Annotated in this window: 24 protein-coding genes and 1 pseudogene; 12 read left to right on the top strand and 13 right to left on the bottom strand. The window is 70.8% G+C overall.

Annotation, left to right across the window (positions count from 1 at the left end; genetic code table 11):
* Nucleotides 1-131 precede the first annotated feature (131 nt).
* Entirely contained in the window at nucleotides 132-1,037 is a 906-nt protein-coding gene (locus FNH04_RS17815) for an endonuclease/exonuclease/phosphatase family protein (protein WP_322723230.1), read from the top strand.
* A gap of 74 nt (nucleotides 1,038-1,111) precedes the next feature.
* Here the strand turns inward: FNH04_RS17815 and FNH04_RS17820 are convergent, their stop codons facing one another.
* From FNH04_RS17820 to FNH04_RS17835, 4 genes are all read right to left on the bottom strand, one after another.
* Nucleotides 1,112-2,074, bottom strand: coding sequence for an electron transfer flavoprotein subunit alpha/FixB family protein (locus tag FNH04_RS17820; RefSeq protein WP_152785367.1), 963 nt, complete (start codon nucleotides 2,072-2,074; stop codon nucleotides 1,112-1,114).
* 58 nt (nucleotides 2,075-2,132) lie between these two features.
* Entirely contained in the window at nucleotides 2,133-2,921 is a 789-nt protein-coding gene (locus FNH04_RS17825; RefSeq protein ID WP_322723231.1) for an electron transfer flavoprotein subunit beta/FixA family protein, read from the bottom strand.
* A 192-nt stretch (nucleotides 2,922-3,113) separates the two neighbouring features.
* Nucleotides 3,114-3,623, bottom strand: a complete 510-nt coding sequence (locus tag FNH04_RS17830; RefSeq protein ID WP_152785369.1) for a flavin reductase family protein — start codon at nucleotides 3,621-3,623, stop codon at nucleotides 3,114-3,116.
* A gap of 285 nt (nucleotides 3,624-3,908) precedes the next feature.
* Entirely contained in the window at nucleotides 3,909-4,322 is a 414-nt protein-coding gene (locus tag FNH04_RS17835; protein ID WP_152785370.1) for a TlpA family protein disulfide reductase, read from the bottom strand.
* Between the two features lie 75 nt (nucleotides 4,323-4,397).
* Here FNH04_RS17835 and FNH04_RS17840 point away from each other — a divergent pair, with 75 nt between their 5' ends.
* Together FNH04_RS17840 and FNH04_RS17845 are read left to right on the top strand one after the other, a co-directional pair.
* Nucleotides 4,398-4,814, top strand: coding sequence for a DUF4395 domain-containing protein (locus tag FNH04_RS17840; protein ID WP_152785372.1), 417 nt, complete (start codon nucleotides 4,398-4,400; stop codon nucleotides 4,812-4,814).
* A 183-nt stretch (nucleotides 4,815-4,997) separates the two neighbouring features.
* Nucleotides 4,998-5,726 (top strand): lysophospholipid acyltransferase family protein, encoded by a 729-nt coding sequence (locus FNH04_RS17845; RefSeq protein ID WP_152785374.1) that lies wholly within the window; start codon nucleotides 4,998-5,000, stop codon nucleotides 5,724-5,726.
* 13 nt (nucleotides 5,727-5,739) lie between these two features.
* On the opposite strand, the gene FNH04_RS17850 is transcribed toward FNH04_RS17845, so the two are convergent.
* The 4 genes from FNH04_RS17850 to FNH04_RS17865 form a co-directional block, all read right to left on the bottom strand.
* Complete coding sequence (locus tag FNH04_RS17850; RefSeq protein ID WP_152785376.1) at nucleotides 5,740-6,333, bottom strand: transglutaminase-like domain-containing protein; 594 nt, start codon at nucleotides 6,331-6,333, stop codon at nucleotides 5,740-5,742.
* Between the two features lie 90 nt (nucleotides 6,334-6,423).
* Entirely contained in the window at nucleotides 6,424-7,494 is a 1,071-nt protein-coding gene (locus FNH04_RS17855; RefSeq protein WP_322723232.1) for a threonine aldolase family protein, read from the bottom strand.
* Nucleotides 7,491-8,246, bottom strand: a complete 756-nt coding sequence (locus tag FNH04_RS17860; RefSeq protein ID WP_152785378.1) for an SDR family NAD(P)-dependent oxidoreductase — start codon at nucleotides 8,244-8,246, stop codon at nucleotides 7,491-7,493. Before FNH04_RS17860 ends, FNH04_RS17855 begins: the two co-directional genes overlap by 4 nt.
* 38 nt (nucleotides 8,247-8,284) lie before the next feature.
* Nucleotides 8,285-9,682, bottom strand: coding sequence for a DUF6421 family protein (locus FNH04_RS17865; RefSeq protein WP_152785380.1), 1,398 nt, complete (start codon nucleotides 9,680-9,682; stop codon nucleotides 8,285-8,287).
* A 411-nt stretch (nucleotides 9,683-10,093) separates the two neighbouring features.
* Here FNH04_RS17865 and FNH04_RS17870 point away from each other — a divergent pair, with 411 nt between their 5' ends.
* Nucleotides 10,094-10,777 carry a glycerophosphodiester phosphodiesterase gene (locus FNH04_RS17870; protein ID WP_152785382.1) on the top strand — a complete coding sequence of 228 codons (684 nt, stop codon included), beginning with the start codon at nucleotides 10,094-10,096 and terminating at the stop codon, nucleotides 10,775-10,777.
* Between the two features lie 21 nt (nucleotides 10,778-10,798).
* On the opposite strand, the gene FNH04_RS17875 is transcribed toward FNH04_RS17870, so the two are convergent.
* Complete coding sequence (locus FNH04_RS17875; RefSeq protein WP_386574559.1) at nucleotides 10,799-11,338, bottom strand: GNAT family N-acetyltransferase; 540 nt, start codon at nucleotides 11,336-11,338, stop codon at nucleotides 10,799-10,801.
* Nucleotides 11,339-11,412: 74 nt separating this feature from the next.
* Here FNH04_RS17875 and FNH04_RS17880 point away from each other — a divergent pair, with 74 nt between their 5' ends.
* A complete protein-coding gene (locus FNH04_RS17880) occupies nucleotides 11,413-11,805 on the top strand; it encodes a VOC family protein (RefSeq protein ID WP_152785386.1) in 393 nt (130 codons plus the stop codon).
* A gap of 331 nt (nucleotides 11,806-12,136) precedes the next feature.
* Here the strand turns inward: FNH04_RS17880 and FNH04_RS17890 are convergent, their stop codons facing one another.
* Nucleotides 12,137-12,667, bottom strand: a complete 531-nt coding sequence (locus FNH04_RS17890) for a MarR family winged helix-turn-helix transcriptional regulator (protein WP_152785388.1) — start codon at nucleotides 12,665-12,667, stop codon at nucleotides 12,137-12,139.
* Nucleotides 12,664-14,295, bottom strand: coding sequence for an FUSC family protein (locus FNH04_RS17895; RefSeq protein WP_152785390.1), 1,632 nt, complete (start codon nucleotides 14,293-14,295; stop codon nucleotides 12,664-12,666). The genes FNH04_RS17890 and FNH04_RS17895 overlap by 4 nt, the downstream gene beginning before the upstream one ends.
* 192 nt (nucleotides 14,296-14,487) lie before the next feature.
* Here FNH04_RS17895 and FNH04_RS17900 point away from each other — a divergent pair, with 192 nt between their 5' ends.
* From FNH04_RS17900 to FNH04_RS47680, 5 genes and pseudogenes are all read left to right on the top strand, one after another.
* Nucleotides 14,488-15,054 (top strand): DUF5134 domain-containing protein, encoded by a 567-nt coding sequence (locus FNH04_RS17900; RefSeq protein ID WP_322723233.1) that lies wholly within the window; start codon nucleotides 14,488-14,490, stop codon nucleotides 15,052-15,054.
* A gap of 100 nt (nucleotides 15,055-15,154) precedes the next feature.
* A complete protein-coding gene (locus FNH04_RS17905) occupies nucleotides 15,155-16,090 on the top strand; it encodes a M56 family metallopeptidase (RefSeq protein ID WP_152785392.1) in 936 nt (311 codons plus the stop codon).
* 138 nt (nucleotides 16,091-16,228) lie between these two features.
* Nucleotides 16,229-16,927, top strand: a complete 699-nt coding sequence (locus FNH04_RS17910) for a phosphatase PAP2 family protein (RefSeq protein WP_152785394.1) — start codon at nucleotides 16,229-16,231, stop codon at nucleotides 16,925-16,927.
* 33 nt (nucleotides 16,928-16,960) lie between these two features.
* Nucleotides 16,961-17,659 carry an HAD family hydrolase gene (locus FNH04_RS17915; protein WP_152785396.1) on the top strand — a complete coding sequence of 233 codons (699 nt, stop codon included), beginning with the start codon at nucleotides 16,961-16,963 and terminating at the stop codon, nucleotides 17,657-17,659.
* A gap of 144 nt (nucleotides 17,660-17,803) precedes the next feature.
* Nucleotides 17,804-18,387 (top strand): annotated as a pseudogene (locus FNH04_RS47680) (hypothetical protein).
* Here FNH04_RS47680 and FNH04_RS17925 read toward each other — a convergent pair.
* Nucleotides 18,305-19,807, bottom strand: a complete 1,503-nt coding sequence (locus tag FNH04_RS17925) for an LVIVD repeat-containing protein (protein ID WP_322723234.1) — start codon at nucleotides 19,805-19,807, stop codon at nucleotides 18,305-18,307. The pseudogene FNH04_RS47680 and the gene FNH04_RS17925 sit on opposite strands and share 83 nt — an antisense overlap.
* Nucleotides 19,808-20,000: 193 nt before the next feature.
* On the opposite strand from FNH04_RS17925, the gene FNH04_RS17930 reads away from it, so the two are divergent.
* Nucleotides 20,001-20,675 carry a DUF305 domain-containing protein gene (locus tag FNH04_RS17930; protein ID WP_322723235.1) on the top strand — a complete coding sequence of 225 codons (675 nt, stop codon included), beginning with the start codon at nucleotides 20,001-20,003 and terminating at the stop codon, nucleotides 20,673-20,675.
* A gap of 93 nt (nucleotides 20,676-20,768) precedes the next feature.
* Here FNH04_RS17930 and FNH04_RS17935 read toward each other — a convergent pair whose 3' ends face one another.
* Nucleotides 20,769-21,239 (bottom strand): DUF6214 family protein, encoded by a 471-nt coding sequence (locus FNH04_RS17935; protein WP_322723236.1) that lies wholly within the window; start codon nucleotides 21,237-21,239, stop codon nucleotides 20,769-20,771.
* 185 nt (nucleotides 21,240-21,424) lie between these two features.
* On the opposite strand from FNH04_RS17935, the gene FNH04_RS17940 reads away from it, so the two are divergent.
* Entirely contained in the window at nucleotides 21,425-22,768 is a 1,344-nt protein-coding gene (locus FNH04_RS17940) for an FAD-dependent oxidoreductase (RefSeq protein WP_322723237.1), read from the top strand.
* Nucleotides 22,769-22,843: the final 75 nt, after the last annotated feature.

Consider the following 22,843-nt stretch of genomic DNA (forward strand, 5'->3'; position numbering starts at 1 on the left):
GCACCCATCGGCTCTCGCTCCTCTTCACCCCCACCCGACGTGCAATTCGCCATGATCACTGCTATCGCACCGTCTTCTTCCGTATTGCAGTACACAGCCTTCATCCTGAGTCCCAAAAAGGAGGACACCGCGTGCCGAACGACGCACGAGTGACGCGCCGCCAAGGCCTGAGGACCGCGGCAGCCGCCGCCATCGCCGTGCCACTGCTCACCACCGCCGGGTCCACGCTGCCCGCTGCGGCCGGCGAGCACGCGGGCGCGCTGGACGTCATGACGTTCAACGTGCGCTTCGCGACCGTCGTCGACAGCACCCCACGCTGGTCCGTGCGCCGCCCGGTGATGCGGGAGCTGCTGCGCCGCGAGCGCCCCCATCTCATCGGCACCCAGGAGGGCCTCTACCAGCAGCTGCGCATGATCGAGAAGGATCTCGGCGGGCACTACGACTGGATCGGCACCGGTCGCGGGGGCGGCAGCAAGGACGAGTTCATGGCGATCTTCTACGACACCCGCAGACTGGAGCCGATCGAGTTCGATCACTTCTGGCTCTCCGACACCCCTTACAAGATCGCCTCCAACACCTGGGGTGCGGACTGGCTGCGCATGGTGACCTGGGTGCGCTTCGCCGATCTCGCCGACGGGGGACGGGAGTTCTACGCGCTCAACACCCATCTGGACAGCGTGAGCCAGTACGCGCGCGAGCGCGCCGCGAAGCTCATCAGCGAGACGATAGCCGGGTTCGACCGCTCACTGCCGATCATCGTCACCGGCGACTTCAACGCGGCGGCCCACAGGAACCGGGTGTACGACCTGATGCTGGGCGCCGGGCTGGTGGACTCGTGGGACGAGGCGGGCTCGCGCAGTCCGGTGTACGGGACGCACCACGGCTACGAGCCGCCGAGACCGGGCGGCAGACGCATCGACTGGATCCTCACCACACCCGGGGTGACCACGCACTGGGCGGCGATGAACACCTTCTCCATCGACGGGATGTACCCGAGCGACCACCTGCCGGTGCAGGCCTCGCTGACCCTGGGCTGAGCGGCGTCCCGGGAACACGCCGAGGCCCTCGCGACCGCCTGCGCGGTCACGAGGGCCTCGTACGCCGGGTGGGATCAGCCCTTGCGGGCCTTGATCTCCTCGGTCAGCTGGGGGACGACGTCGAAGAGGTCGCCGACCACGCCGTAGTCGACCAGGTCGAAGATCGGGGCCTCGGCGTCCTTGTTGACCGCCACGATCGTCTTCGAGGTCTGCATACCGGCACGGTGCTGGATCGCGCCGGAGATACCGGAGGCGATGTACAGCTGCGGCGACACGCTCTTGCCGGTCTGGCCGACCTGGTTGGAGTGCGGGTACCAGCCGGCGTCCACCGCGGCACGCGAGGCACCCACGGCCGCGCCGAGGGAGTCGGCGAGCGCCTCGATGATCGCGAAGTTCTCCGCGCCGTTGACGCCACGGCCGCCGGAGACCACGATCGCGGCCTCGGTCAGCTCCGGACGCCCGGTCGACTCACGGGCGGTGCGGGCGGTGACCTTCGTACCGGTGGCCTTCTCCGAGAAGGTCACCGCCAGGGCCTCGACCGCACCGGCGGCCGGAGCGGCCTCGACGGCCGCGCTGTTGGGCTTGACCGTGATGACCGGGGTGCCCTTGGAGACACGGGACTTGGTGGTGAACGACGCGGCGAACACCGACTGCGTGGCCACCGGGCCCTCGTCGCCGGCCTCCAGGTCGACGGCGTCGGTGATGATGCCCGAGCCGATACGCAGCGCCAGACGGGCGGCGATCTCCTTGCCCTCCGCGGAGGACGGGACCAGCACGGCGGCCGGGGAGACGGCCTCGTACGCGGCCTGCAGCGCGTCCACCTTCGGTACGACCAGGTAGTCCGCGTACTCGGACGCGTCGTGCGTGAGGACCTTCACCGCGCCGTGCTCGGCGAGCGTGGCGGCGGTGTCGGCCGCGCCGCCTCCGAGGGCGACGGCGACGGGCTCGCCGACGCGGCGGGCCAGAGTCAGCAGCTCCAGGGTGGGCTTGCGGACGGCACCGTCCACGTGGTCGACGTAGACGAGGACTTCAGCCATGGGACTTCTTCTCTCCTGCTTGCGAAGTGTGCGGGGCGGTCGGCGAACTGCGGGGCCGTCAGATGAACTTCTGGCCCGCGAGGAACTCAGCGAGCTGCTTGCCGCCCTCGCCCTCGTCCTTGACGATCGTGCCGGCGGTACGCGCCGGGCGCTCGGCCGCGGAGTCGACGACCGTGTAGGCGCCCTCCAGACCGACCTCCTCGGCCTCCAGGTCCAGGTCGGACAGGTCCCAGGACTGAACCGGCTTCTTCTTGGCCGCCATGATGCCCTTGAAGGACGGGTAGCGCGCCTCACCCGACTGGTCGGTCACCGACACCACGGCCGGCAGGGAGGCCTCCAGCTGCTCGGACGCCGCGTCACCGTCCCGGCGGCCCTTCACGGTCCCGTCCTCGACGGAGACCTCGGACAGCAGCGTGACCTGCGGGACACCCAGACGCTCGGCCAGCAGCGCCGGTACGACACCCATCGTGCCGTCGGTGGACGCCATACCGGAGATCACCAGGTCGTAACCGGCCTTCTCGATCGCCTTGGCCAGCACCAGCGAGGTACCGATGGCGTCGGTGCCGTGCAGGTCGTCGTCCTCCACGTGGACGGCCTTGTCGGCGCCCATGGACAGCGCCTTGCGCAGCGCGTCCTTGGCGTCCTCCGGGCCCACCGTGAGCACGGTGATCTCCACGTCGTCGTCGGAGTTCTCGGAGATCTGCAGCGCCTGCTCCACCGCGTACTCGTCGAGCTCGGAGAGCAGACCGTCCACGTCGTCCCGGTCGACGGTCAGGTCATCGGCGAAGTGCCGGTCGCCAGTGGCGTCGGGCACGTACTTCACGGTGACAACGATCCTCAAGCTCACGCCGGCTCTCCTACTGCATCGTCATTTCTGGGCTGCTGCCTGCAGGCAGCATAGGCGCCTGAAGCGGCCGATCCCTGTCGGGGCGACCCGCGCTCCCAACGAAATATTACTCGTCAGTACACCCCTTGGATGCCCACTGAGCAAGCGCTTTGAACTGTGAGCTTGGCAACGCTGAGTAACCGACCAGTAGGGTCAGTCGCGCAGTCCGTGGAACCCGCCCTGGTGGTACACCAGCGGGTGGCCCACACCTTCGGGATCACCGGCGACGAGCTCGGCCAGGACGATGCGATGGTCGCCCGCGGGGACCCGCGCCACCACCCGGCAGACCAGCCAGGCGAGGACGCCGTCCAGCACGGGCACGCCCTCGGGCCCCGTACTCCATCCGGTGCCCGGCCCGAACCGGTCGGCGCCGCTGCGGGCGAACGTGGCGGCCAGCTCCCGCTGGTGCTCGCCGAGTATGTGCACGCCGACATGCCCGGCCTCGGAGATCGCCGGCCAGCTGGAGGCCCTGGTGCCGATGCCGAAGGAGAGCAGCGGGGGCTCCGCGGAGACCGAGGCGAGCGAGGTGGCGGTGAAGCCGACGGGCGTGTCGCCGCGCTGTGCCGTGATCACGGCCACGCCGGCCGCGTGCCGCCGGAAGACGGAGCGCAGCAGATCGGGCGAGGCGAGTCGAGGGGTGCCGAGGCCGGGGGTGGCCGTCATGGAGTTGCCCTTCTCCGGGAGGCGACGTGGGTGCCCCCGCTCGGGCGAGGCCCAGGAGCGGGGGAGGGTCCATTGCTGCTCAAGAGCCCGGACAGCGCTCACTCGCCGTGCGGGCGAGGGCCGCGGTCCGCATGTGGTCACGCTCGGGGAGAAGGGGTTCCGGGGGCATACGGTCAGGTTGACGATAGGTGGCGCGTGCAGTCAAGTGCGCCCGACCCTCTGCGAGCTGGATCACCATCACGTTCGAACAGCGCCGGACCAGGGCCGCAACAGGCCGGCGCGGGATCACACGGCCTCGCCGAGCGCCGCGATCACGTCCGCTTTGCGCGGCTGTCCGGTGGCCCGCCGTACGATCCGCCCGTCCGCGTCGAGGACGAGCACGGTGGGTGTCTTGAGGATCTCCAGCCGGCGCACGAGGTCGAGGTGCCGCTCGGCGTCGATCTCCACATGGGAGACGCCGGGGACCATCCCGGCGACTTCGGTGAGCACCCGACGGGTGGCCCGGCAGGGCGCGCAGAACGCACTGGAGAACTGGACGAGTGTGGCCCGGTGGCCGAGGTCCTGCCCCAGCTCCGCCGCACCGAGCTGCTTGCCGCCGTCCCGCCCGCGCACTCCGACTCTCCCGCTCCGCCGCCGTTGCAGCACTCCGAAGGCGCTCGCCACCACGAGCACCACCACGCACACCACCAGTCCGGTCATCGCCCGTTTCAGCGTTCACGAGACTGCAAAGATTCCCCGCTCCCGGCGGCGTTCCCGATGCGGAATGCTTGGTTCATGGACATCGACGTCAGGGGGCCGCGCTTCGGGGCGGCCGTGACGACCGTGGTTCTGGCGGTCGTTCTGATCACGGGCAGCGCCTGGCTGCTGGCCTGGCAGACGCTCGCGTTCGCGCTGGGCGCCGCGGGCGGGGTGGGGCGGTCGCCGTACGGCTGGCTGTTCCGGAAAGCCGTACGGCCGCGGCTCGGGCCGCCCACCGAGTTCGAGGCGCCGGAGCCGCCGCGGTTCTCCCAGGCGGTCGGGCTGGTCTTCGCGGCCGTGGGGCTCGTCGGTTTCGCCGCGGGGCCGCAGTGGCTGGGGCTCGCGGCGACCGGGGCGGCGCTCGCGGCGGCGTTCCTGAACTCCGCGTTCGGGCACTGCCTCGGATGCGAGATGTACCTGCTCGTCCGGCGACTGGCGGTACGCGCGGAGTAAAGGAGAGTTGAGCCGAAGGGGTTCCGTCGGCGGACGTGACGAGAATCTCGCCGTTCGGAAGCGCCAGGGCTGGCTCCCCGCCCGTTCTTGGGGCACCATCTGCGAGATGCCGTAAACCTACGGCTGCGTAACTTCCCCGCCGGGAGTCCCTTCCCTGGCAGAGAGAAGGGTCCACCCCGTCCTATGGCTGAGCTTGTGTACCGCCCCGTCGTCGGCCTTGCCCTCACGCTGTTCAAGGCTTGGGACCTGAAGATCGACTGCAAGGGCTCGGAGAACATCCCGCGGTCGGGCGGCGCCGTGCTGGTGAGCAATCACATCAGCTATCTGGACTTCATCTTCGACGGTCTCGCCGCGCTGCCGCAGAAGCGTCTGGTGCGCTTCATGGCCAAGGAGTCGGTGTTCCGGCACAAGATCTCCGGTCCGCTGATGCGGGGCATGAAGCACATCCCCGTGGACCGGAACGCGGGCGAGGCGGCGTACGCGCACGCGCTGGACTCGCTGAAGTCCGGTGAGATCGTGGGCGTCTTCCCCGAGGCCACGATCTCCCGCTCCTTCACGCTGAAGACCTTCAAGTCGGGTGCCGCCCGCCTGGCCCAGGAGGCGGGCGTCCCGATCGTGCCGATGGCACTGTGGGGCACGCAGCGCCTGTGGACCAAGGGCCACCCGCGCAACTTCAAGCGCAGCCACACCCCCATCACCATCCGTGTGGGTGAGGCCATCGAGGCGTCCAAGGACAAGTACGCGGGCGCGATCACCCGTCAGGTGCGCGAGCGCGTCCAGGAGCTGCTGGAGGCCGCCCAGCGCGCCTACCCCGTACGCCCGAAGGGTCCGGACGACACCTGGTGGATGCCCGCCCACCTGGGCGGCACCGCTCCGACCCCGGAAGAGGTCCGCGCGGCGGACGCCCTCTGACCGGGAGCCCGTCTCAGAGTGCGGTGGGGAGCGTCCTCCAGAGGTACGGCCGGTCGGGTGCGGCCCTGAGGGCGCTCAGCACGACCGGGTGGGACCTGGCGTACAGGACCGGATAGTCCACCTCGCCGGCCTTCGGGTCCGCCACGAAGGCCGGCCGCTCCCCCTTGAGGGAGAACCGCGCGTCCACACCCGGCTTGTTGCCGCGCGGGTCCTGCCGGTGCCAGGCCCCGTTGAACCGTACGGCGACCAGGCCGTGCACCACATGCCCGGTGCCGTCGTCATGGGTCAGCCGCTGGTAGCAGAGCGCGGTCGGGATGTCCTCGACCCGCAGCAGCGCGGCCAGAGCGTGGGCCTTGGCGTAGCAGATGCCCGTGCCCTGCTCCAGGACGTCGGAGGCGCGCCAGGTGACGCGCGGGTCCCCCGAGTCCTGTGAGTGGGGGATGGTGTCACGTACGAACTCGAACGCGGCCCGCGCATAGGCATACGAGTCCTCCACTCCCCTGGCGAGCCGCGCGGCCGTCTCCCGCACCAGCGGGTGATCATGGTCGATGACCTCGTCAGCGGCCAAATACGCGGAGAGGTCAGGGGTTTCCTGGATCAGCTGCATGCCTGTAGAGCATAGGAATACGATCACCCGAGCGTCAATGACTTTTCGAGTGACCGTATATCTATGCAACAGTCGGCAGTCGGCCCGTCGCTAGCGCGCCATCTCCTCCTTGAGCGCCGCGACGAACGTGTCCACGTCCTCCTCGGTCGTGTCGAACGCGCACATCCAGCGGACGTCGCCCGCCGCCTCGTCCCAGAAGTAGAAGCGGAAGCGCTTCTGCAGCCGCTCGCTCACATCGTGCGGGAGGCGTGCGAAGACCCCGTTGGCCTGCACCGGGTGGAGGATCTCCACGCCGTGGACCGCGCGTACGCCCTCGGCGAGCCGCTGGGCCATCTCGTTGGCGTGCCGGGCGTTGCGCAGCCACAGGTCCTTGGCGAGCAGGGCCTCCAACTGCACGGAGACGAACCGCATCTTGGAGGCGAGCTGCATGGACAGCTTGCGCAGGTGCTTCATATGACTGACGGCGTCCTGGTTGATGACGACGACCGCCTCGCCGAACAGGGCGCCGTTCTTCGTCCCGCCCAGCGACAGGATGTCGACGCCGACGGCGTTGGTGAACGTCCGCATCGGCACGTTCAGCGCGGCGGCCGCGTTCGCTATCCGGGAGCCGTCCAGGTGCACCTTCATGCCGTGGGCGTGGGCGTGCTCGCAGATCGCCCGGATCTCGTCGGGCGTGTAGAGGGTGCCGAGTTCGGTGCTCTGGGTGATCGAGACGACCTGCGGCATCGCACGGTGCTCGTCCTCCCAGCCGTATGCCTGCCGGTCGATCAGTTCGGGCGTGAGCTTGCCGTCGGGCGTGGGCACCGGGAGCAGTTTGATGCCGCCCATGCGCTCCGGCGCGCCGCCCTCGTCGACGTTGATGTGGGAGCTCTCGGCGCAGATCACCGCGCCCCAGCGGTCGGTGACCGCCTGGAGCGCGACGACGTTGGCGCCGGTGCCGTTGAAGACCGGGAACGCCTCCGCGGTCGCGCCGAAGTGACTGCGGATGATCCGCTGGAGGTTCTCGGTGTACGCGTCCTCGCCGTACGCCACCTGGTGCCCGCCGTTGGCCAGGGCCAGCGCTGCGAGCACCTCGGGGTGGGCCCCCGCGTAGTTGTCACTGGCGAAACCGCGGGACTCGGGGTCGTGATGGCGACGTGCGTCGGTCCTCGGGGGGTTCACGGCTTCTCGGTCAGCCACAGACGGTTCCCGTTCACTTCGGTGGCGGGCCGCCGCCAGACGTCGACGATGGCCTCGGCCAGATCCTTGACGTCGGTGAAACCCGCGAACTTCGCGTTGGGGCGCTCGGCGCGCATCGCGTCGTGCACCAACGCCTTCACCACCAGGATGGCAGCCGCCGACGTGGGCCCCTCGGCGCCCTCCCCCCTCCCGGCCTTGCGGAAGTAGTCGGCCAGGGCCAGCGTCCACGCCTCGGCGGCGGCCTTGGCGGCGGCGTAGGCGGCGTTGCCCGCGGTGGGCCTGCTCGCCCCCGCCGCGCTGATCAGGACGTACCGGCCGCGGTCGCTGTGCTGGAGCGCCTCGTGGAAGGCGAGGGAGGTGTGCTGCACGGTGCGGATGAGCAGCAACTCCAGCAGGTCCCAGTCGTCGAGGTTCGTCCTGGTGAAGGTCTCGCTGCCGCGCCAGCCGCCGACGAGGTGGACCAGGCCGTCGACGCGGCCGAAGTCCTTCTCGATATGGGTGGCCCAGTCACGAGTCGACTGCGGGTCGAGCAGGTCGACCGTGTCCCCGATGACCGTGGCGCCGCCGTACGCGTAGCGTGCCGCGTCCACGGCCTCGGCGAGCCGCTCCGGGTCGTTGTCCGAGCCGATGACGATCGCACCCTCGTCGGCGAGCCGCATCAGTGCGGCCCGGCCGGCGGGTCCGCCCGCGCCTGCCACCGCGATCACCGCGCCGTTGAGCGCCCCGTTCCCCATGGTCCTCGCCTCCTGAGCAGTGTGGTGGGCGCTGCCGCTCACGCGGCGACCCGCTGGACGCCCTCCGCGGTGATGCCCCGGGTCGAGGCGATCACCTTCTTGAGTTTCTTGGAGAGCGCCTCATAGAACATGCTCAGCGGAAACTCGTCCGGAAGCACGTCGTCGACGAGCTTGCGCGGCGGCTGGCTCAGGTCCAGGGCGTCCGGGCCCTTGGCCCACCTGGAGCCCGGGTGCGGGGCGAGGTAGGTGGACACCAGCTCGTACCCGGCGAACCAGTGGACGAGTTTGGGACGGTCGATGCCGTCGCGGTACAGCTTCTCGATCTCGGCGCACAGCTGGTTGGTGACCTGGGGTGCGCGCTCCCAGTCGATGGAGAGCTTGTTGTCGGTCCAGCGGACGACGTCGTGCCGGTGCAGGTAGGCGAAGAGGAGCTGGCCCCCGAGGCCGTCGTAGTTGCGCACGCGCTCACCCGTGACGGGGAAGCGGAACATCCGGTCGAACAGCACCGCGAACTGCACGTCACGGCCCTGCGGGAAGCCGTCGGCCTCCAGCTTCACGGCCTCCCGGAACGCGGTGAGGTCGCAGCGCAGTTCCTCCAGGCCGTACATCCAGAACGGCTGCCGCTGCTTGATCATGAACGGGTCGAACGGCAGGTCGCCATGGCTGTGGGTGCGGTCGTGGACCATGTCCCACAGGACGAACGCCTCCTGGCAGCGGTCCTGGTCGCAGACCATCTCGCGGATGTCGTCGGGCAGTTCGAGTCCGAGGACGCCCACGGCGGCCCCGGTGACGCGGCGGAACCGGGCGGCCTCGCGGTCACAGAAGATACCGCCCCAGCTGAACCGCTCGGGGGCCTCGCGCACGGCGATGGTCTCCGGGAAGAGGACGGCCGAGTTGGTGTCGTAGCCGGTGGTGAAGTCCTCGAAGGTGATGCCGCAGAACAGCGGATTGTCGTAGCGGGTGCGCTCCAGCTCGGCCAGCCAGTCCGGCCACACCATGCGCAGGACGACCGCTTCGAGGTTGCGGTCCGGGTTGCCGTTCTGCGTGTACATCGGGAAGACGACCAGGTGCTGGAGGCCGTCCCGGCGGTCGGCCGCGGGCTGGAAGGCCAGCAGCGAGTCGAGGAAGTCGGGCACTCCGAAGCCCCCGTCGGCCCAGCGGCGCAGGTCCTTCACGAGCGCCTCGTGGTACGGGGCGTCGTGCGGCAGGAGCGGCGAGAGCTCCTCGACGGCGTGGACGACCCGTCGTACGGCCAGGTCGGCGTCGGACGGGTCGGGTGCGCCCTCGGCGTCGAAGTCGATCGAGCCGTCCTCGCCCTGCCAGGGACGGATCCGCTCGACGGCATCCTTGAGCACGGGCCAGGCCGGGTGATCCACCACCTTGACCACAGGAGGAACCTTTCCCTCCACGCCCGCCTGCACAAGAATTTCCGTCATGACCCATCCTCCACGGGAGAACCTCGCGTAGATCCACCGTATGCAGCCAGGATCATTCCCGCAAGGCCGCAGATCGGGAAGTCATCCCGCAGACCCATCGCTCAACCGTAGATTTTCCCGTCATGGACGGATCTCGCAACAACTTCCATCTTGCCCGGCTCTCCCGACCGCCGGGGACGAGGGCATTCGGGTGATGGAGGTCAAACGCCGACCCGACTCGCCCACTCACGGGTGACCGGATTCCGGCGGCTGGGACGGAACCTTCCTGCTCTCCAGCGCCGTTACGGCCTCACGACCCCGTGCACGACCGGATGCATCCCGCGTCCGGACGACTACGCTGCGGCCTTGCCGCGTGGAGCACTCCCTTCCGGCCACGCGGACCGAGCCGCCGTCGACGGAAGCGAGGCAACCTTGAACTTCCTCACCATCGGTCATCGCGGAATCATGGGTGTCGAACCCGAGAACACCCTTCGTTCCTTCGTCGCCGCGCAGCACGCGGGACTCGACGTCATCGAACTCGACCTACATCTGAGCAAGGACGGCGCCCTCGTCGTCATGCACGACGCCGACGTGGACCGCACGACGGACGGCACCGGGCCGATCGCCGAGAAGACCCTCGCCGAGCTGCGCGCCCTGGACGCGGGCCGCGGTGAGCGCGTTCCCACCTTCGAGGAGGTCCTGGACGCGGTGAAGGCGCCGCTCCAGGCGGAGATCAAGGATGTGGCGGCGGCCCGGGCGCTGGCGGAGGTCATGCACCGGCGCGATCTGGTCTCCCGCGTGGAGGTGCTCTCCTTCCACGACGAGGCGATCGCCGAGATCGCCCGGCTCGTCCCGGGCGTCCGCACCGCGCTGGTCGCCAGCCGCTACGGCACGGACGTCGTGGAGCGCGCCACGGCGGTCGGCGCCGCCACGCTCGTCCTGAACATCCGGCGGCTCACGCTGGAGACCGTCGAGCACGCCCGCAAGGCGGACCTGAGGATCATCGGCTGGGTGGTGAACACCCAGGACCACCTGCGGCTGGTGCGCGCCCTCGGACTGGACGGCGCGACGACCGACTATCCGGAGATCAAGCGCACCGGCCGCTTCACGGCCTGACGGTCCCGCCCGGCCGCGCGGTCAGACCAGCTCCTTGACCAGGAGCTCGAACCGCAGGTCGTCACGGCGCGGGATACCGAACCGCTCGTCGCCGTACGGGAAGGGGGTCATCCGTCCCGTACGGCGATAGCCGCGCCGCTCGTACCAGGCGATGAGATCGTTCCGTACGGAGATCACGGTCATGTGCATCTCCCTGGCACCCCACTCCTCCCGCACGGCCCTCTCGGCCTCCGCGATGATGACCTTGCCGAGCCCGGTGCCCTGGAGCCGGGGGCTGACCGCGAACATCCCGAAGTAGGCGTGGTCACCGCGGTGTTCGAGCTGGCAGCAGGCGACGACCGTGCCGTCGCGCTCCACGGTGAGCAGACGGCTGTCGGGGGCCTTGATGACGGCGAGCACGCCCTCGGGGTCGGTGCGCTGTCCGTCCAGGATGTCCGCCTCCGTGGTCCAGCCGGTCCGGCTGGAGTCGCCGCGGTACGCCGATTCGACCAGCGCGACGAGGGTGTCCACGTCGGCGTCGGTGGCCTCGCGGAACGTCAGACCGGTGGCGGCGGTGTCCATGGGGCGGCTCCTGCGTCTTGGGCGCGGCTCGGGCAGCGACGAGCGTAGCCTCCTGCCCACTAGGCTCCGCATGCATGGTCCACGTACTGAGCAGCCGCACACTCCTGCGTCCCACCGACCCCGACCGCTCCCGAGCCTTCTACGGAGAGCAGCTGGGCCTTCCCGTCTACCGCGAGTTCGGTACGGGCGCCGAGCGCGGCACCGTGTACTTCCTCGGGGGCGGCTTCCTGGAGGTCGCCGGTCGCTCGGACGTCCCACCGTCGCCCGCGCTGAAGCTGTGGCTCCAGGTCGCGGACGTGACGGCGGCGTACGAGGAGCTCACGGCCGCCGGGGTCGAGGTGCGCCGGCCGCCGGTGAAGGAGCCGTGGGGGCTGGTCGAGATGTGGATCGCGGACCCGGACGGCACGGAGATCGTGCTCGTCGAGGTGCCCGCGGACCATCCGCTGCGATACCGGCCGGGGCTCTGAAACCCGCGCTCACCGGAGTCCGCGCGCCGTCCGCCACCACCGGCCGTCAGGGGCAGTCACCCTCCTTCCCCGGCGCCGAACTGTTCAATGCCCCCCGGCTCGCTGGGATGGGGGAACTGCTGACCCGCGCTCCCGGGCAGGCGAAGGCCTTCTGCGTCGGTGTCTTCGGGATGGACGCCGACCCCTGTGAGCAGTTACCCGCAGTGGGGCGTCGAGGGCTCCGGCTTCGGCGGCATGACAACCGTGGACGGCACGTTCCCGCACCTCCGGGACCCGCAGAGCGCGGTGCTCGGCGTCCACCTGGCGGGTACGGAGGGCCGGCGTCCCGTGCTCAGAGGCGGGGGCTCCCCAGCCTGCCCTCCAGCTGGATCAGCAGCTCGCCCAGGGCGGCGGCCAGTTCGCGTTGCCGCTCGGTGCCGACACCGGAGAGCACGGCCGTCTCGTAGGCGAGTTGCTCGGGCAGGATCGCGTCGACGAGGTCGCGTCCGGCGTCGGTGAGCCGTACGTGGGCCACCCGGCGGTCCCGGGTGTCACCACGCCGTTCGACCAGACCCCGCTCGGTCAGCAGCTTGAGGCGCTTGGTGACGGCGGCGCCCGAGGAGAACGTCTCGCGGGCGATGTCACTGGGGGTCAGTTCGTGTCCGGTGCGGCGCAGTGTGCCGAGAACGTCGAACTCGGGGCGGGTGAGCCCGGCGCGGCGCAGCGGTGCGTCCTCGGCCTGCTGGAGGAGTGCGGCACAGCGGTTCACCCGGCCGATGATCTCCATGGGGGCGGTGTCGAGGTCGGGGTGGACCGTCCGCCACTGGCGCACCACCTTGGCCACCGTGTCCCCGGTCGCCGTCCACCCACTGCCGGCTGTCATGCTCGTACGTCCTCCGCAACGTGCCGTCCCTGTCGTCGTACCGTCGCGGCGAGCGTACGGTGTCCGGCTCGCTCGGCGCGCACCACCCGCTCCTCGGGCAGGGAGCGCTGCCACCACTCCCCCGCCGCGGTGTCGGCGGTGGCGCGCAGACCGACGAGCGCGGCGGCGAGGTCACGGCGGGCGGAGTCCAGGGCTCCGGGAGCGGCGGAGGCATCGGCCACGGTCCGCGCGGCGTGTGTCCGGGCGCGCTCCACGGCGGCGAGGGCGCGCTCGACACGGTCGCCCGCGCGCCGGTTGGTGACGGCGACGGCCGCGAGGAACCCCACCAGCGCGCCGACCAGCGTGTCCACGACCCGGTCGGTGATCAGTTCCCCGGGCCGCTCCAGCCGTGCGAACTCGGTGACGAACAGCGCCAGCGGGGTCACACAGACACTGCCGAGCCAGTAGTTGCGGCTGATCAGTGCCTCTGCGCCGAAGCTGAGGGCGAGGCAGCACAGTACGAGGGCGAGCGGGCCGAGATGGGCGAGTGGGGCGACGGCCACGAAGGCCGGCACACCGACGAGGTTGCCGACGACGCGCTGCACGGCCCGGCTCCAGGTGAGGGTGGTGTTCGCCTGGTAGAGGGAGGCGGCGGTGACGAGGGCCCAGTAGGGGCGGCCCACGCCGATCGCGAGGGAGGCGTGTCCGGCGAGGGCGCAGCCGAGCGCGGTGCGGGCGGCGAGGGGGGCGAGCGGGCCGAGCCGGCGCCACACCGGGGGCGCGGGCGTCGCCCGTTCGGCCTCCACGCCGAAGAGCTCGCCGGCCTCCTCCCCCAGGGCGTCCACGCGCGGTACGGGCCCGCTACCGCGCAGCTCGCGCGCCCAGGCGCGCAGCCGCTCGGGCTCGGTGTCGGCGGGCGCGGCGAGCGCGACCTCGGCCCGTACGACCAGCCGTTCCAGGGCGCGCCGGGATCCCGAGCGGTCACTGGCCGAGAGCAGCGCCTGCCAGGCAGCCCGGACGGCAGCGGCGGTCCGGGCCCTGGCCTCGGCTTCCGCCGTCCCGGCGTACGCGGCGGCCGCGTCGAGGGCGAGAGCCGTGGCCCGGCGCTCCGGCCCGTGCGGCCGTACGAGACCGGGGGCCATGCACACGATCCAGGCCCAGGCTCCGGCGACGGCGGCCAGGGCGAGATGCCCCGGGACCTGTTCCAGGGTCTGGGGCGCGAACAGGGCCGCCGAGCTGACGAAGGTGAAGATCACGTTCGCGGGCGGCCCGATGCGTGTCGCGTCGCACAGCGCCTTCTGCACGGCGGCGAGCAGCGCGCCCACGGTGACCAGCACGACGGCGCCGTCGGTCAGCGAGGCCGCGACGAGCGCGACGGCGAGACCGCCGATCATGCCCAGGACGACTCCGGCGAGGACCCGGGCACGGGCGGCGTACGGGCGGTTGTGGGCGTAGAGCGCGCAGACCGACCCGGCCATCGCGTACACCGCCAGGTCGAGGCGGCCGAGCGCCACCAGAGTCAGGTTCGGCGGAGCGACCGAGGCGACGACGCTCAGTGCGGGCTTGAACCAGATGTCCGAGGGCCGCCCGACACGCAGCACGCCGGAGAGCGGGAGACGGCGCACGCGCGGAGGTCTGATGCTGCTCATGAGGGACAACCTTAGCAGGTGTTTTACTCGTGAAGCATTTCCCGCACTGCTCCCCGAGCTCGGCTGAGCCGCCCCCGTCTGCGGCACACCCCCGCACGCTCCCCGCATACCCCCTTGCGCTCGCGTGCGCACCGCACGGTCCGGGCATGCCCTGACCGACTGTCCGACACCGTCGAGCGGGGGAGGTGCGCGGTGCACGGACCGGCTTCGCCCGGCTGGCTGCTGTTCGCGCTGTGCGCGGCGACCGGCGTCTACTGCCTGCTGCGGGTGGGCAGCGCCGTCGGGGAGCAGCGCCGCGCCGCCGGCGGTGAGGCGCTCATGGGATTCGGTATGGCGGCGATGGCCGTGCCCGCCGCCGTCGTCACCCCGCCGCGCTGGGCCTGGCTCGTCCACGCGGCCGTGTTCGGCGCGGTGGCGGTGCGTGCGCTGTGGGCGGCCCGGACGAGCCCGCTCCATCTGCACCACTCGGTGAGCACGCTGGCGATGGTCTACATGGCGTCGGTGATGGCCGCCGCCCCCGGGCCGCACGGCTCGCACGGCCCCACCGGGGTGCCCGCCGTGACGGGTGCGCTCCTGCTGTACTTCACCGGCTACGTCCTGTGGGCGGGGCTCCGGCTGATACCCGTGGCGGCCGTGGCCGGAGGCACGGAAGCCGCAGGAGCTGCCGGGGCCGCCGGATGGCGTGACCGTCCCGAGCTGGTCCGCGCGTGCCGGCTGTCGATGAGCATCGCGATGGTCGCGATGCTGCTCGCACTCTGAGCGGACTCCGCCGTCACCACGTGTACGAAACCGTGGCCTGCGTCACTTTGCCGCCCGATGTCATGTCCCCGTGGACCGCGCCACACATAGGGTTCGCCTCATGATGGTCCCCGCGGCACTGATGCTGCTCGGCGCCTTGACCGCCGTCGTCGCCCCGCGGCTGCTCGCCCGGGCCGACTGGCCGGACCGCGAACCGGTGGTCGCCCTGTGGACATGGCAGTGCGTGGTCGTCGCCGTACTGTTGTGCTGCGCCCTGTCGATGACGCTGAGCGCGTCCGCCGCCTGGACCGCCGTACGGGGCCATGTGTTCGCGCCGGCGCCGAACGAGGTCGTGGAGGCGTACGCGCTCAGCACGGGCCACCCGTGGGCCGCGACGACCGCTGTGGCGCTCGCGTGCGGCGGCCTGTGGACCGCGGCCATGCTGGTCCGCGAGGTCGTACGGGCACGGCGGCGCCGTCGGCAGCGGCGGACCGAACTCCTGGTGCGCGCCCCCCTGTTGCCGGGCGAGCGGCCCGGAACCGACCGTCTCGTCGTCCTGGAGGGCGAGCGCCCGGACGCCTGGTGGCTGCCGGGGGCGGAGCCCCGACTCGTCATCACCACGGCCGCGTTGCAGCGCCTGAAGGGCCGGCAACTGGACGCCGTGCTCGCCCATGAGCAGGGGCACGCGCGGGCGCGCCACGACTGGCTGCTGCACTGCTCGGCCGCGCTCGCCAACGGGTTTCCGCAGGTCCCCGTGTTCGCCGCGTTCCGCGACGAGATGCACCGTCTGGTCGAACTCGCCGCCGACGACATGGCGTCCCGCCGCTTCGGCCGTCTGACCACCGCCCTCGCACTCGTCGGACTCAACGAGGACCGGGGCGTGTTCGGCCCGTGCCCGGCCCCGGAGACCCATGTCCCGCAGCGCGTCCACCGGCTCCTCACTCCCCCGGACCGGCTCACGGCCGCCCGCCGGCTGCGCCTGACGGCGGCCGCCGCACTGGTTCCGGTGGTCCCGGTACTGGTGGCATTCGTACCGGGGTTGCGGGCACTCGGGTAGCAGCCGGGCACTCGGCACGGCGGGCCCCGGCCGCGTGGGAACGTGGAGCAGTCTCCTCCGGTTCCCGTCGCGCCACGTGAGTGTGATCTCACGCCCCGGCGTTGGCCTCCTGCCCCACGAGTCGGCGAGGATCGCTGTATGCACCCCGCGTCCGTCGAATCACCGCCCCGCCCACCCGGCGCCCGGCCCGCCGTACGCGCCGCCGTGACGCTCGCCCTGCCGTCCGTACTGCTCCTGCTGCTGGTGGCCGCCTCCTGGCAGCCGCTGATGTCGCTCGACGGCGACATCGCGCGGACCACGCACCGCTGGGCGGTCGACGAGAGCGGTGTGACCCACGTGTTCCGCATCCTGACGGACTGGGTGTGGGACCCGGTCACGATGCGCGTCATCGCCGCGCTCACCGTCGTCTGGCTGGTGTGGAGACACGCGGCCCGGCTGCTCGCCGTGTGGGTGGCGGTCACCTGCGCCCTCGGCACTCTGCTGCAACAGGGCCTCAAGGCGGCCGTCGGCCGGGAGCGGCCCGTGTGGACCGACCCCGTCGACTCCGCCCACTACGCGGCGTTCCCGTCGGGGCACGCCCTGACCACCACGGTGGTGTGCGGACTGGTCCTGTGGCTGCTGCACCTGTACGGCGCCGGGCGTGTCCTGTGGCGCACGGCGCTCGCCGTGTCCGTGGTCTCCGTCGTGGGCGTCGGCCTGACCCGTGTCTGGCTGGGCGTGCACTGGATGTCGGACGTGCTGGGCGGCTGGCTGCTGGGGGCGCTGACGGTCACGCTGGCGGTGTGGTCGTACGGGAAGTGGCATGGCGCGAAAGGACATGGCGCCGGGCCTGCTTGACCTGTGAAGGGCCCGCCCCGAAAGATCTTCCTCATGACGACCAAGGCCGTGCTCTTCGATTTCTCCGGAACCCTTTTCCGCATCGAGTCCGCCGAGTCCTGGCTGCGGGCGGTACTGGCGGAGGCCGGTGCCTCCCTGCCCGAGCCGGAGTTGGTCCGTACGGCCGAGGCTCTGGAGAGAGCGGGCGCGCTCGCGGGCGGGGCACTCCCCTCGGAGCCGCCGGCGGGCGAACTGGCCGAGCTGTGGGCGTTCCGGGACCGGAGCGCCGAGCAGCACCGGGCGGCGTACACGGGCCTGTCCCGTCAGGTGTCCCTGCCCGCCCCGGAGCTCCACGACGCCCTGTACGACCGGCACATGGCCCCGGGGGCCTGGGAGCCCTACCCGGACGCGGTCGAGGTCCTCGGCGCCCTGCGCGATCGCGGGGTGGCCGTCGGCGTGGTCAGCAACATCGGCTGGGACCTGCGGCCGGTGTTCCGCCACCACGGACTGGACCCGCACGTGGACGCGTACGTGCTGTCGTACGAACACGGCGTCCAGAAGCCCGATCCGCGTCTGTTCACCCTCGCCTGCGAGGCACTGGGCGTGGCCCCGGAGGACACACTGATGGTGGGGGACGACCGTCGGGCGGACGGCGGTGCGGCGGCTCTTGGCTGCGCGGTGCACTTCGTGGACCATCTGCCGGCGGCCCGGCGGCCGGACGGGCTGCGACCGGTCCTGGACCTGGTCGGCTGACGAACCGCCGGCCTCCTGCTCACCCGCCCCGGACCATCCCCCGCGTGGCCCGGGACGGGCAGCTCAGGGCGAGCCCACTCAGGGTGGTCACCCGGAGGCGCTGAGTATAGTTGGCCGGCAGCCAGTCAACGCAGGAGTTACAGGATGTCCCCGGGCAAGTCCTCGGTCAACGAAGAATTGCGGCAACGTTCAAGGGAACGGCTTTCTGCAGACGGCAGTTGAACTCGTCGGCGAGCACGGCCACGAGGCGACAGCACTCGGGGACATGGCGGACCGGGCCGGATCGGCGCGCGGGTGGTGTCGTACTGCTCCCCGGCAAACGGCAGTTCGCCGAACAGCAGGCCCTCGGCGAACTGCTGCGGGACACCGTCACCCGCCACGGCTCCACGGATGTGGCCGGGGACCACGCCCTGCTGCGTGCGCTGCTCATGGGTGCGGTCCACGCCATGGTGCTGCCCAACGTGCCGTTGCGGACCGAGCTGTTCCGACGCAACGGCCTCGACGAGGAATCGGGTGCCCCGCCCGGTAAGGAAAGGCCCGGCGGGGCGTGCGACAGGTGTCTGTCGCGGTTCTTCTCGACGGATGTCCGCCCGGTGGGCCGTGCGGACGGCCGCCCGCAGGCGTCACGGGCGGCCGGAGTGCCGGTCAGCCGAAGTAGTCCGGCTGTGTCTGCACGTTCAGCTCGTTCAGACGGACCCACCTGGCCGGGTCCGTGCGCCGGTCGTTGAGCTTCAGGACGTCGAAGCCCTTGGTGATGTCGTTCGAGTAGATGTAGCCGTTGTAGTAGTACGCCGACCAACTGCCGCCCAAGGACAGCGCGTCCGTGGCGATCGGGCCGCGCTCGAAGTAGGCGATCTCCTTGGGGTTGGAGGAGTTGGTGAAGTCCCAGACGGAGACACCGCCCTGGTACCAGGCCTGGACCATGATGTCCCTGCCCTTGACCGGGATCAGCGAGCCGTTGTGGGCGACGCAGTTCTCGGTGTCCGCCTGGTGGCGCGGGATCTTGAAGTAGCCGCGGAAGACTAGCTTGCGCTTGTCACCCTTGCCGGTGATGTCGTAGATGCCGTCGGCGCCCCGGTTGGGCCCGATGGCCTCGTTGCAGGTGGCCGCGCCGCCGCCCCCCAACTCGTCGGTGAACACGACCTTGTCGGCCTTCTGGTTGAAGGTCGCCGAGTGCCAGAACGAGAAGTTCACGTTGTCCTGGACCTGGTCGATGATCTTCGGGTTCTCCGGGTCCTTGATGGAGAACAGGATGCCGTCGCCCATGCAGGCGCCCGCCGCGAGGTCCTTGGAGGGCAGCACGGTGAGGTCGTGACAGCCGGTCGTCTTGGACACGCCCGGGTTGGTGGGACCGCCGGGGTTCCCGCCGCCGTCCGGTCCCTCACCGGGGAAGAGCACGGGGAAGTTCACCACGGCCGCCTTCTCGGGCGCCTTGCGCGGCACCTTGATGATCGAGATGCCGTCGTGCGGCGGCCGGCAGTCGGGGAAGGCGGCGTTGGGCGAGTACGAGGAGACGTAGACGTAGACGTTCCTGCGCTCGGGCACCAGGGTGTGGGTGTGCGAGCCGCAGGCGGTCTCGACGGCGGCGACGTACTTGGGGTTCTTCTTGTCGCTGATGTCGAAGACCTTCATGCCCTCCCACGAGGACTTCTCGGTCGCGGGCTGCGTGGTGCTGTTGCAGGAGTTGTCGCTGCGCGAGGAGTCGGTGGACAGGAACAGCAGGTTGCCGGAGACGGAGATGTCGTTCTGCGCGCCCGGGCAGAGCACCTGGGACACCGTCTTCGGCGCCTTCGGGTTGCTGATGTCGAAGATGCGGAACCCGTCGTAGTTGCCGGCGTAGGCGTATCTGCCCTGGAAGGCCAGGTCCGAGTTGGTGCCGGGCAGCAGGTCCTTGGGGATGTTCGTGACGTGCTTGATGTTGTCGGAGTGGACGATCTCGTTCTGTCCGGGTATCTCGCCGCTTTCGATCGCCTCCCTCGTCTCGGCCGCGTCGCGCTGGGAGACCTTCTCCGGAGTGACGGGTACGTCCCCGGGATCGGGGGTGGCAGCCGCGGGGCCGGCCGTGAGCAGTGCGGCCAGGAGTCCCGCCGCGGTGGCGGCGACTCCCATGTGTCTCCGCCGTGCTAACAGGTCGTTCAACAGGGTCACTGTGTCCTCCCTTGTCGCCGTTCGCAGGCGAACGGTTCACGGATCACCGCAGTATCGTCCGCGTCGTGTACAGATCAACAGATGGCAATGCACTTGTAACGATTCTTTTTGATCACTTGCTCGCCGAAGCGTGCTAAACCCTTCATCAGCACTCACGAGGTGCACGTCAGTTCCTGTGCCCCAGGAGGTCACTGTGTTGGTTCGCCGTACGTCCCGCGCACCGCTGATCGCCGCGTTACCGATGGCCTCCGTACTCGTGCTCGCCCTCGCGGGATGCGACTCGGGTTCGGACGGTGACGGTGACGCCGGCTCCGCCAGGGCGAACGGGCCCTCGGTGATCGCCCCCGGCAAGCCGGGCGAGGCCGCGGAGACCCTCTCCGCCGAGGACGCGCAGAAGCGGCGTGCCGAGGACGACTCGCCCAACTCGGCGGACCTCGCGTACGCGCGGATGATGATCGAGCACCACACCCAGGCCCTCGAGATGACCGAACTCGCGCCCTCACGCGCCGCATCGACCCAGGTGAAGCGGCTCGCCGCGCGGATCTCGGCGGCGCAGCGACCGGAGATCTCCGCGATGGAGGGCTGGCTGAAGACCCACGGCGAGGAGAAGCAGAGCACTGGGGGCGAGCACACGCACGAGGCGATGCCCGGGATGGCCACCGAGGCACAGCTGAAGAAGTTGCGCGCGGCGAAGGGGAAGGCGTTCGACGAACTCTTCCTGACGCTGATGATCACGCATCACGAGGGGGCGGTCTCCATGGCCACCGATGTGAAGGCGCAGGGCAACAACATCCAGGTCGAGGAGATGGCCGACGACGTGATCGCGCAGCAGACGACCGAGATCAACCGGATGCGCGACATGGGATGAGGGCCGCGGCTCGGGGCGGGGCGGTTCCGGTCGGTGTTCGCGGCGGATCCCGGTGACGGCCTGCGCACGGGGCCGTCACCGGGACGCGCCCGTCTAGCGGCGGATGTGGCGAGGTGTCAGAAAGCCCTCGTCGCGTGCTCCGGCGATCAGCCTGAGCGCCCTGCGCCGACTGTGGCCCGTCGCGCTCATCACCGCGAGCACGGGATCGATGCCCCGCTCCTGTGCCGCGCGGTACTCCTCCGCGACGAGCCGCCACCCCTCGACGCCGCGCGGCCAGGAGGGCCGTACTCCGCACGCCTCGCAGAGCGGCCCCTCGATCCAGTCCGCGAGGTCGGTCAGGTCGTCCAGGGACAGGGGCGGCTGGGCACGTACGTCCTCGATGCAGACGTGCCCCTCGGACACCACGGCGAGTACGTCGACGCAGGCGCCGTCGGCGAACGTCAGCCGGGCGTTGTACCAGGCCGTGGCGGCGTCGTGCTCCTGCACTTCCCACGCGGGCCACACGGAGACGACTCCCTCCGGCCGTTTCCGGCCGGAGAGATTCAGGATGGATGCTTCCAGCACACACGCAACGTAAGCGCGTGATCACATGCGAGGCGAATGGGCACGCAGGGCGCGGCGCGCAGCGCACTCCCTCAGCGCAGCGGCGCCCCGCCGTACGGCGACACACGCCCGCTCCCCCTCCCCCGGCGGGCCGCGCGGTGCGATGCTGAAGGCATCAGCGATCTCCTCACGTAAGGAGTTCCGCCGTGCTGCGTGTGGCCGTCGTCGGTTCGGGACCCAGCGGGGTCTACTCCGCCCAGGGTCTCGTCCAGCAGGATCCCGTGGTGCGCGTCGATGTCCTCGACCGGCTGCCGTGCCCGTACGGCCTGGTGCGGTACGGCGTCGCGCCCGACCACGAGAAGATCAAGTCGTTGCAGAACAACCTGCGGACCGTGCTGGAGCACGAGCGGGTGCGCTTCCTGGGCGGTGTGGAGGTCGGCCCGGGCGGGCTGCCGGTCGAGCGGCTGCGGGAGCTGTACCACGCGGTGGTGTACTGCGTGGGCGCCGCCACCGACCGGCACCTCGGGATTCCGGGCGAGGAACTGCGGGGCAGCTGGTCGGCGACAGAGTTCGTGTCCTGGTACAGCGCGCACCCGGACGCCCTGGCGGAGGGCTTCGTCCTCGGGGCGCGGGCGGCTGTGGTGATCGGCGTCGGGAACGTCGCGGTGGACGTGACCCGGATGCTGGCCCGGGGTGTGACGGAGCTGAGCCCCACCGACATGCCGCAGGCGGCCCTGACCGCGCTCGCCACGAGCAAGGTCGCGGAGGTCCACATGGTGGGTCGGCGCGGACCGTCCCAGGCGCGCTTCACCACCAAGGAGCTCCGCGAGCTGGGCACCCTGCCCGAGACCCGGGTGACCGTGAACCCGGCGGAGCTGGAGCTCGATCCGGCGTACGTCGATCCCTCCGGACTGCCCGCCCCGCAGCGCCGCAATGTGGAGGTGCTGCGCGGCTGGGCCTCCGCGGCCCCCGCCGAGGGCCGGCACCGGATCGGGCTGCGGTTCTTCCTGCGGCCCGTCGCGTTCCTCGCCGACGGCGACCGTGTGGCCGGGGTGCGTTTCGAGCGGACGGAGCCGGACGGGCACGGCGGGGTGAGGGGCACCGGACGGTACGAGGAGATCGAGGCGCAGCTGGTGCTGCGGTCGGTGGGGTATCGAGGGATGCCGCTCGACGGGCTGCCGTTCGACGCGGAGCACGGCACCGTGCCGCATCTGGCCGGGCGGGTGCTGCGCGAGGGTGTGGTGGCGCCGGGCGAGTACGTGGCCGGGTGGATCAAGCGGGGCCCGACCGGGGTGATCGGCACCAACCGGCCCTGCGCCAAGGAGACGGTGACCTCACTGCTGGAGGACGCCCCCGTCCTCGTACGACGGGACGTGCCCGACGATCCGCTCGACGGGCTGCGGGCGGCGGGGATCACGCCCGTGGAGTGGTCCGGGTGGCAGGCGATCGAGCGGGCCGAGGCGGAACTCGGGGCCGCGCTCGGGCGGAGCGTGGTGAAGCTGCCCGACTGGGCGTCACTGTGGGAGGCGGCGCGGAGCGGGGCAGGCTGACGGGAGCGCTCGGCGTACTCGCCGCGCCTGCCGTGCCGATGAGCACCATCGGTGACCCGGCGGCGAACGTACAGC

Origin of the sequence: Streptomyces phyllanthi (assembly GCF_009377205.1) — a bacterium.
GTDB lineage: Bacteria > Actinomycetota > Actinomycetes > Streptomycetales > Streptomycetaceae > Streptomyces > Streptomyces phyllanthi.

What these genes read in the sequence shown, in the direction of transcription:
- FNH04_RS17860 (WP_152785378.1), bottom strand. Translation starts at nt 8,246, where the DNA reads ATGGGGAACGGGGCGCTCAACGGCGCGGTGATCGCGGTGGCAGGCGCG.
- FNH04_RS17865 (WP_152785380.1), bottom strand. Translation starts at nt 9,682, where the DNA reads ATGACGGAAATTCTTGTGCAGGCGGGCGTGGAGGGAAAGGTTCCTCCT.
- FNH04_RS17840 (WP_152785372.1), top strand. Translation starts at nt 4,398, where the DNA reads ATGGACATCGACGTCAGGGGGCCGCGCTTCGGGGCGGCCGTGACGACC.
- FNH04_RS17880 (WP_152785386.1), top strand. Translation starts at nt 11,413, where the DNA reads ATGGTCCACGTACTGAGCAGCCGCACACTCCTGCGTCCCACCGACCCC.
- FNH04_RS17895 (WP_152785390.1), bottom strand. Translation starts at nt 14,295, where the DNA reads ATGAGCAGCATCAGACCTCCGCGCGTGCGCCGTCTCCCGCTCTCCGGC.
- FNH04_RS17915 (WP_152785396.1), top strand. Translation starts at nt 16,961, where the DNA reads ATGACGACCAAGGCCGTGCTCTTCGATTTCTCCGGAACCCTTTTCCGC.
- FNH04_RS17835 (WP_152785370.1), bottom strand. Translation starts at nt 4,322, where the DNA reads ATGACCGGACTGGTGGTGTGCGTGGTGGTGCTCGTGGTGGCGAGCGCC.
- FNH04_RS17845 (WP_152785374.1), top strand. Translation starts at nt 4,998, where the DNA reads ATGGCTGAGCTTGTGTACCGCCCCGTCGTCGGCCTTGCCCTCACGCTG.
- FNH04_RS17905 (WP_152785392.1), top strand. Translation starts at nt 15,155, where the DNA reads ATGATGGTCCCCGCGGCACTGATGCTGCTCGGCGCCTTGACCGCCGTC.
- FNH04_RS17850 (WP_152785376.1), bottom strand. Translation starts at nt 6,333, where the DNA reads ATGCAGCTGATCCAGGAAACCCCTGACCTCTCCGCGTATTTGGCCGCT.
- FNH04_RS17890 (WP_152785388.1), bottom strand. Translation starts at nt 12,667, where the DNA reads ATGACAGCCGGCAGTGGGTGGACGGCGACCGGGGACACGGTGGCCAAG.
- FNH04_RS17875 (WP_386574559.1), bottom strand. Translation starts at nt 11,338, where the DNA reads ATGGACACCGCCGCCACCGGTCTGACGTTCCGCGAGGCCACCGACGCC.
- FNH04_RS17830 (WP_152785369.1), bottom strand. Translation starts at nt 3,623, where the DNA reads ATGACGGCCACCCCCGGCCTCGGCACCCCTCGACTCGCCTCGCCCGAT.
- FNH04_RS17820 (WP_152785367.1), bottom strand. Translation starts at nt 2,074, where the DNA reads ATGGCTGAAGTCCTCGTCTACGTCGACCACGTGGACGGTGCCGTCCGC.
- FNH04_RS17910 (WP_152785394.1), top strand. Translation starts at nt 16,229, where the DNA reads ATGCACCCCGCGTCCGTCGAATCACCGCCCCGCCCACCCGGCGCCCGG.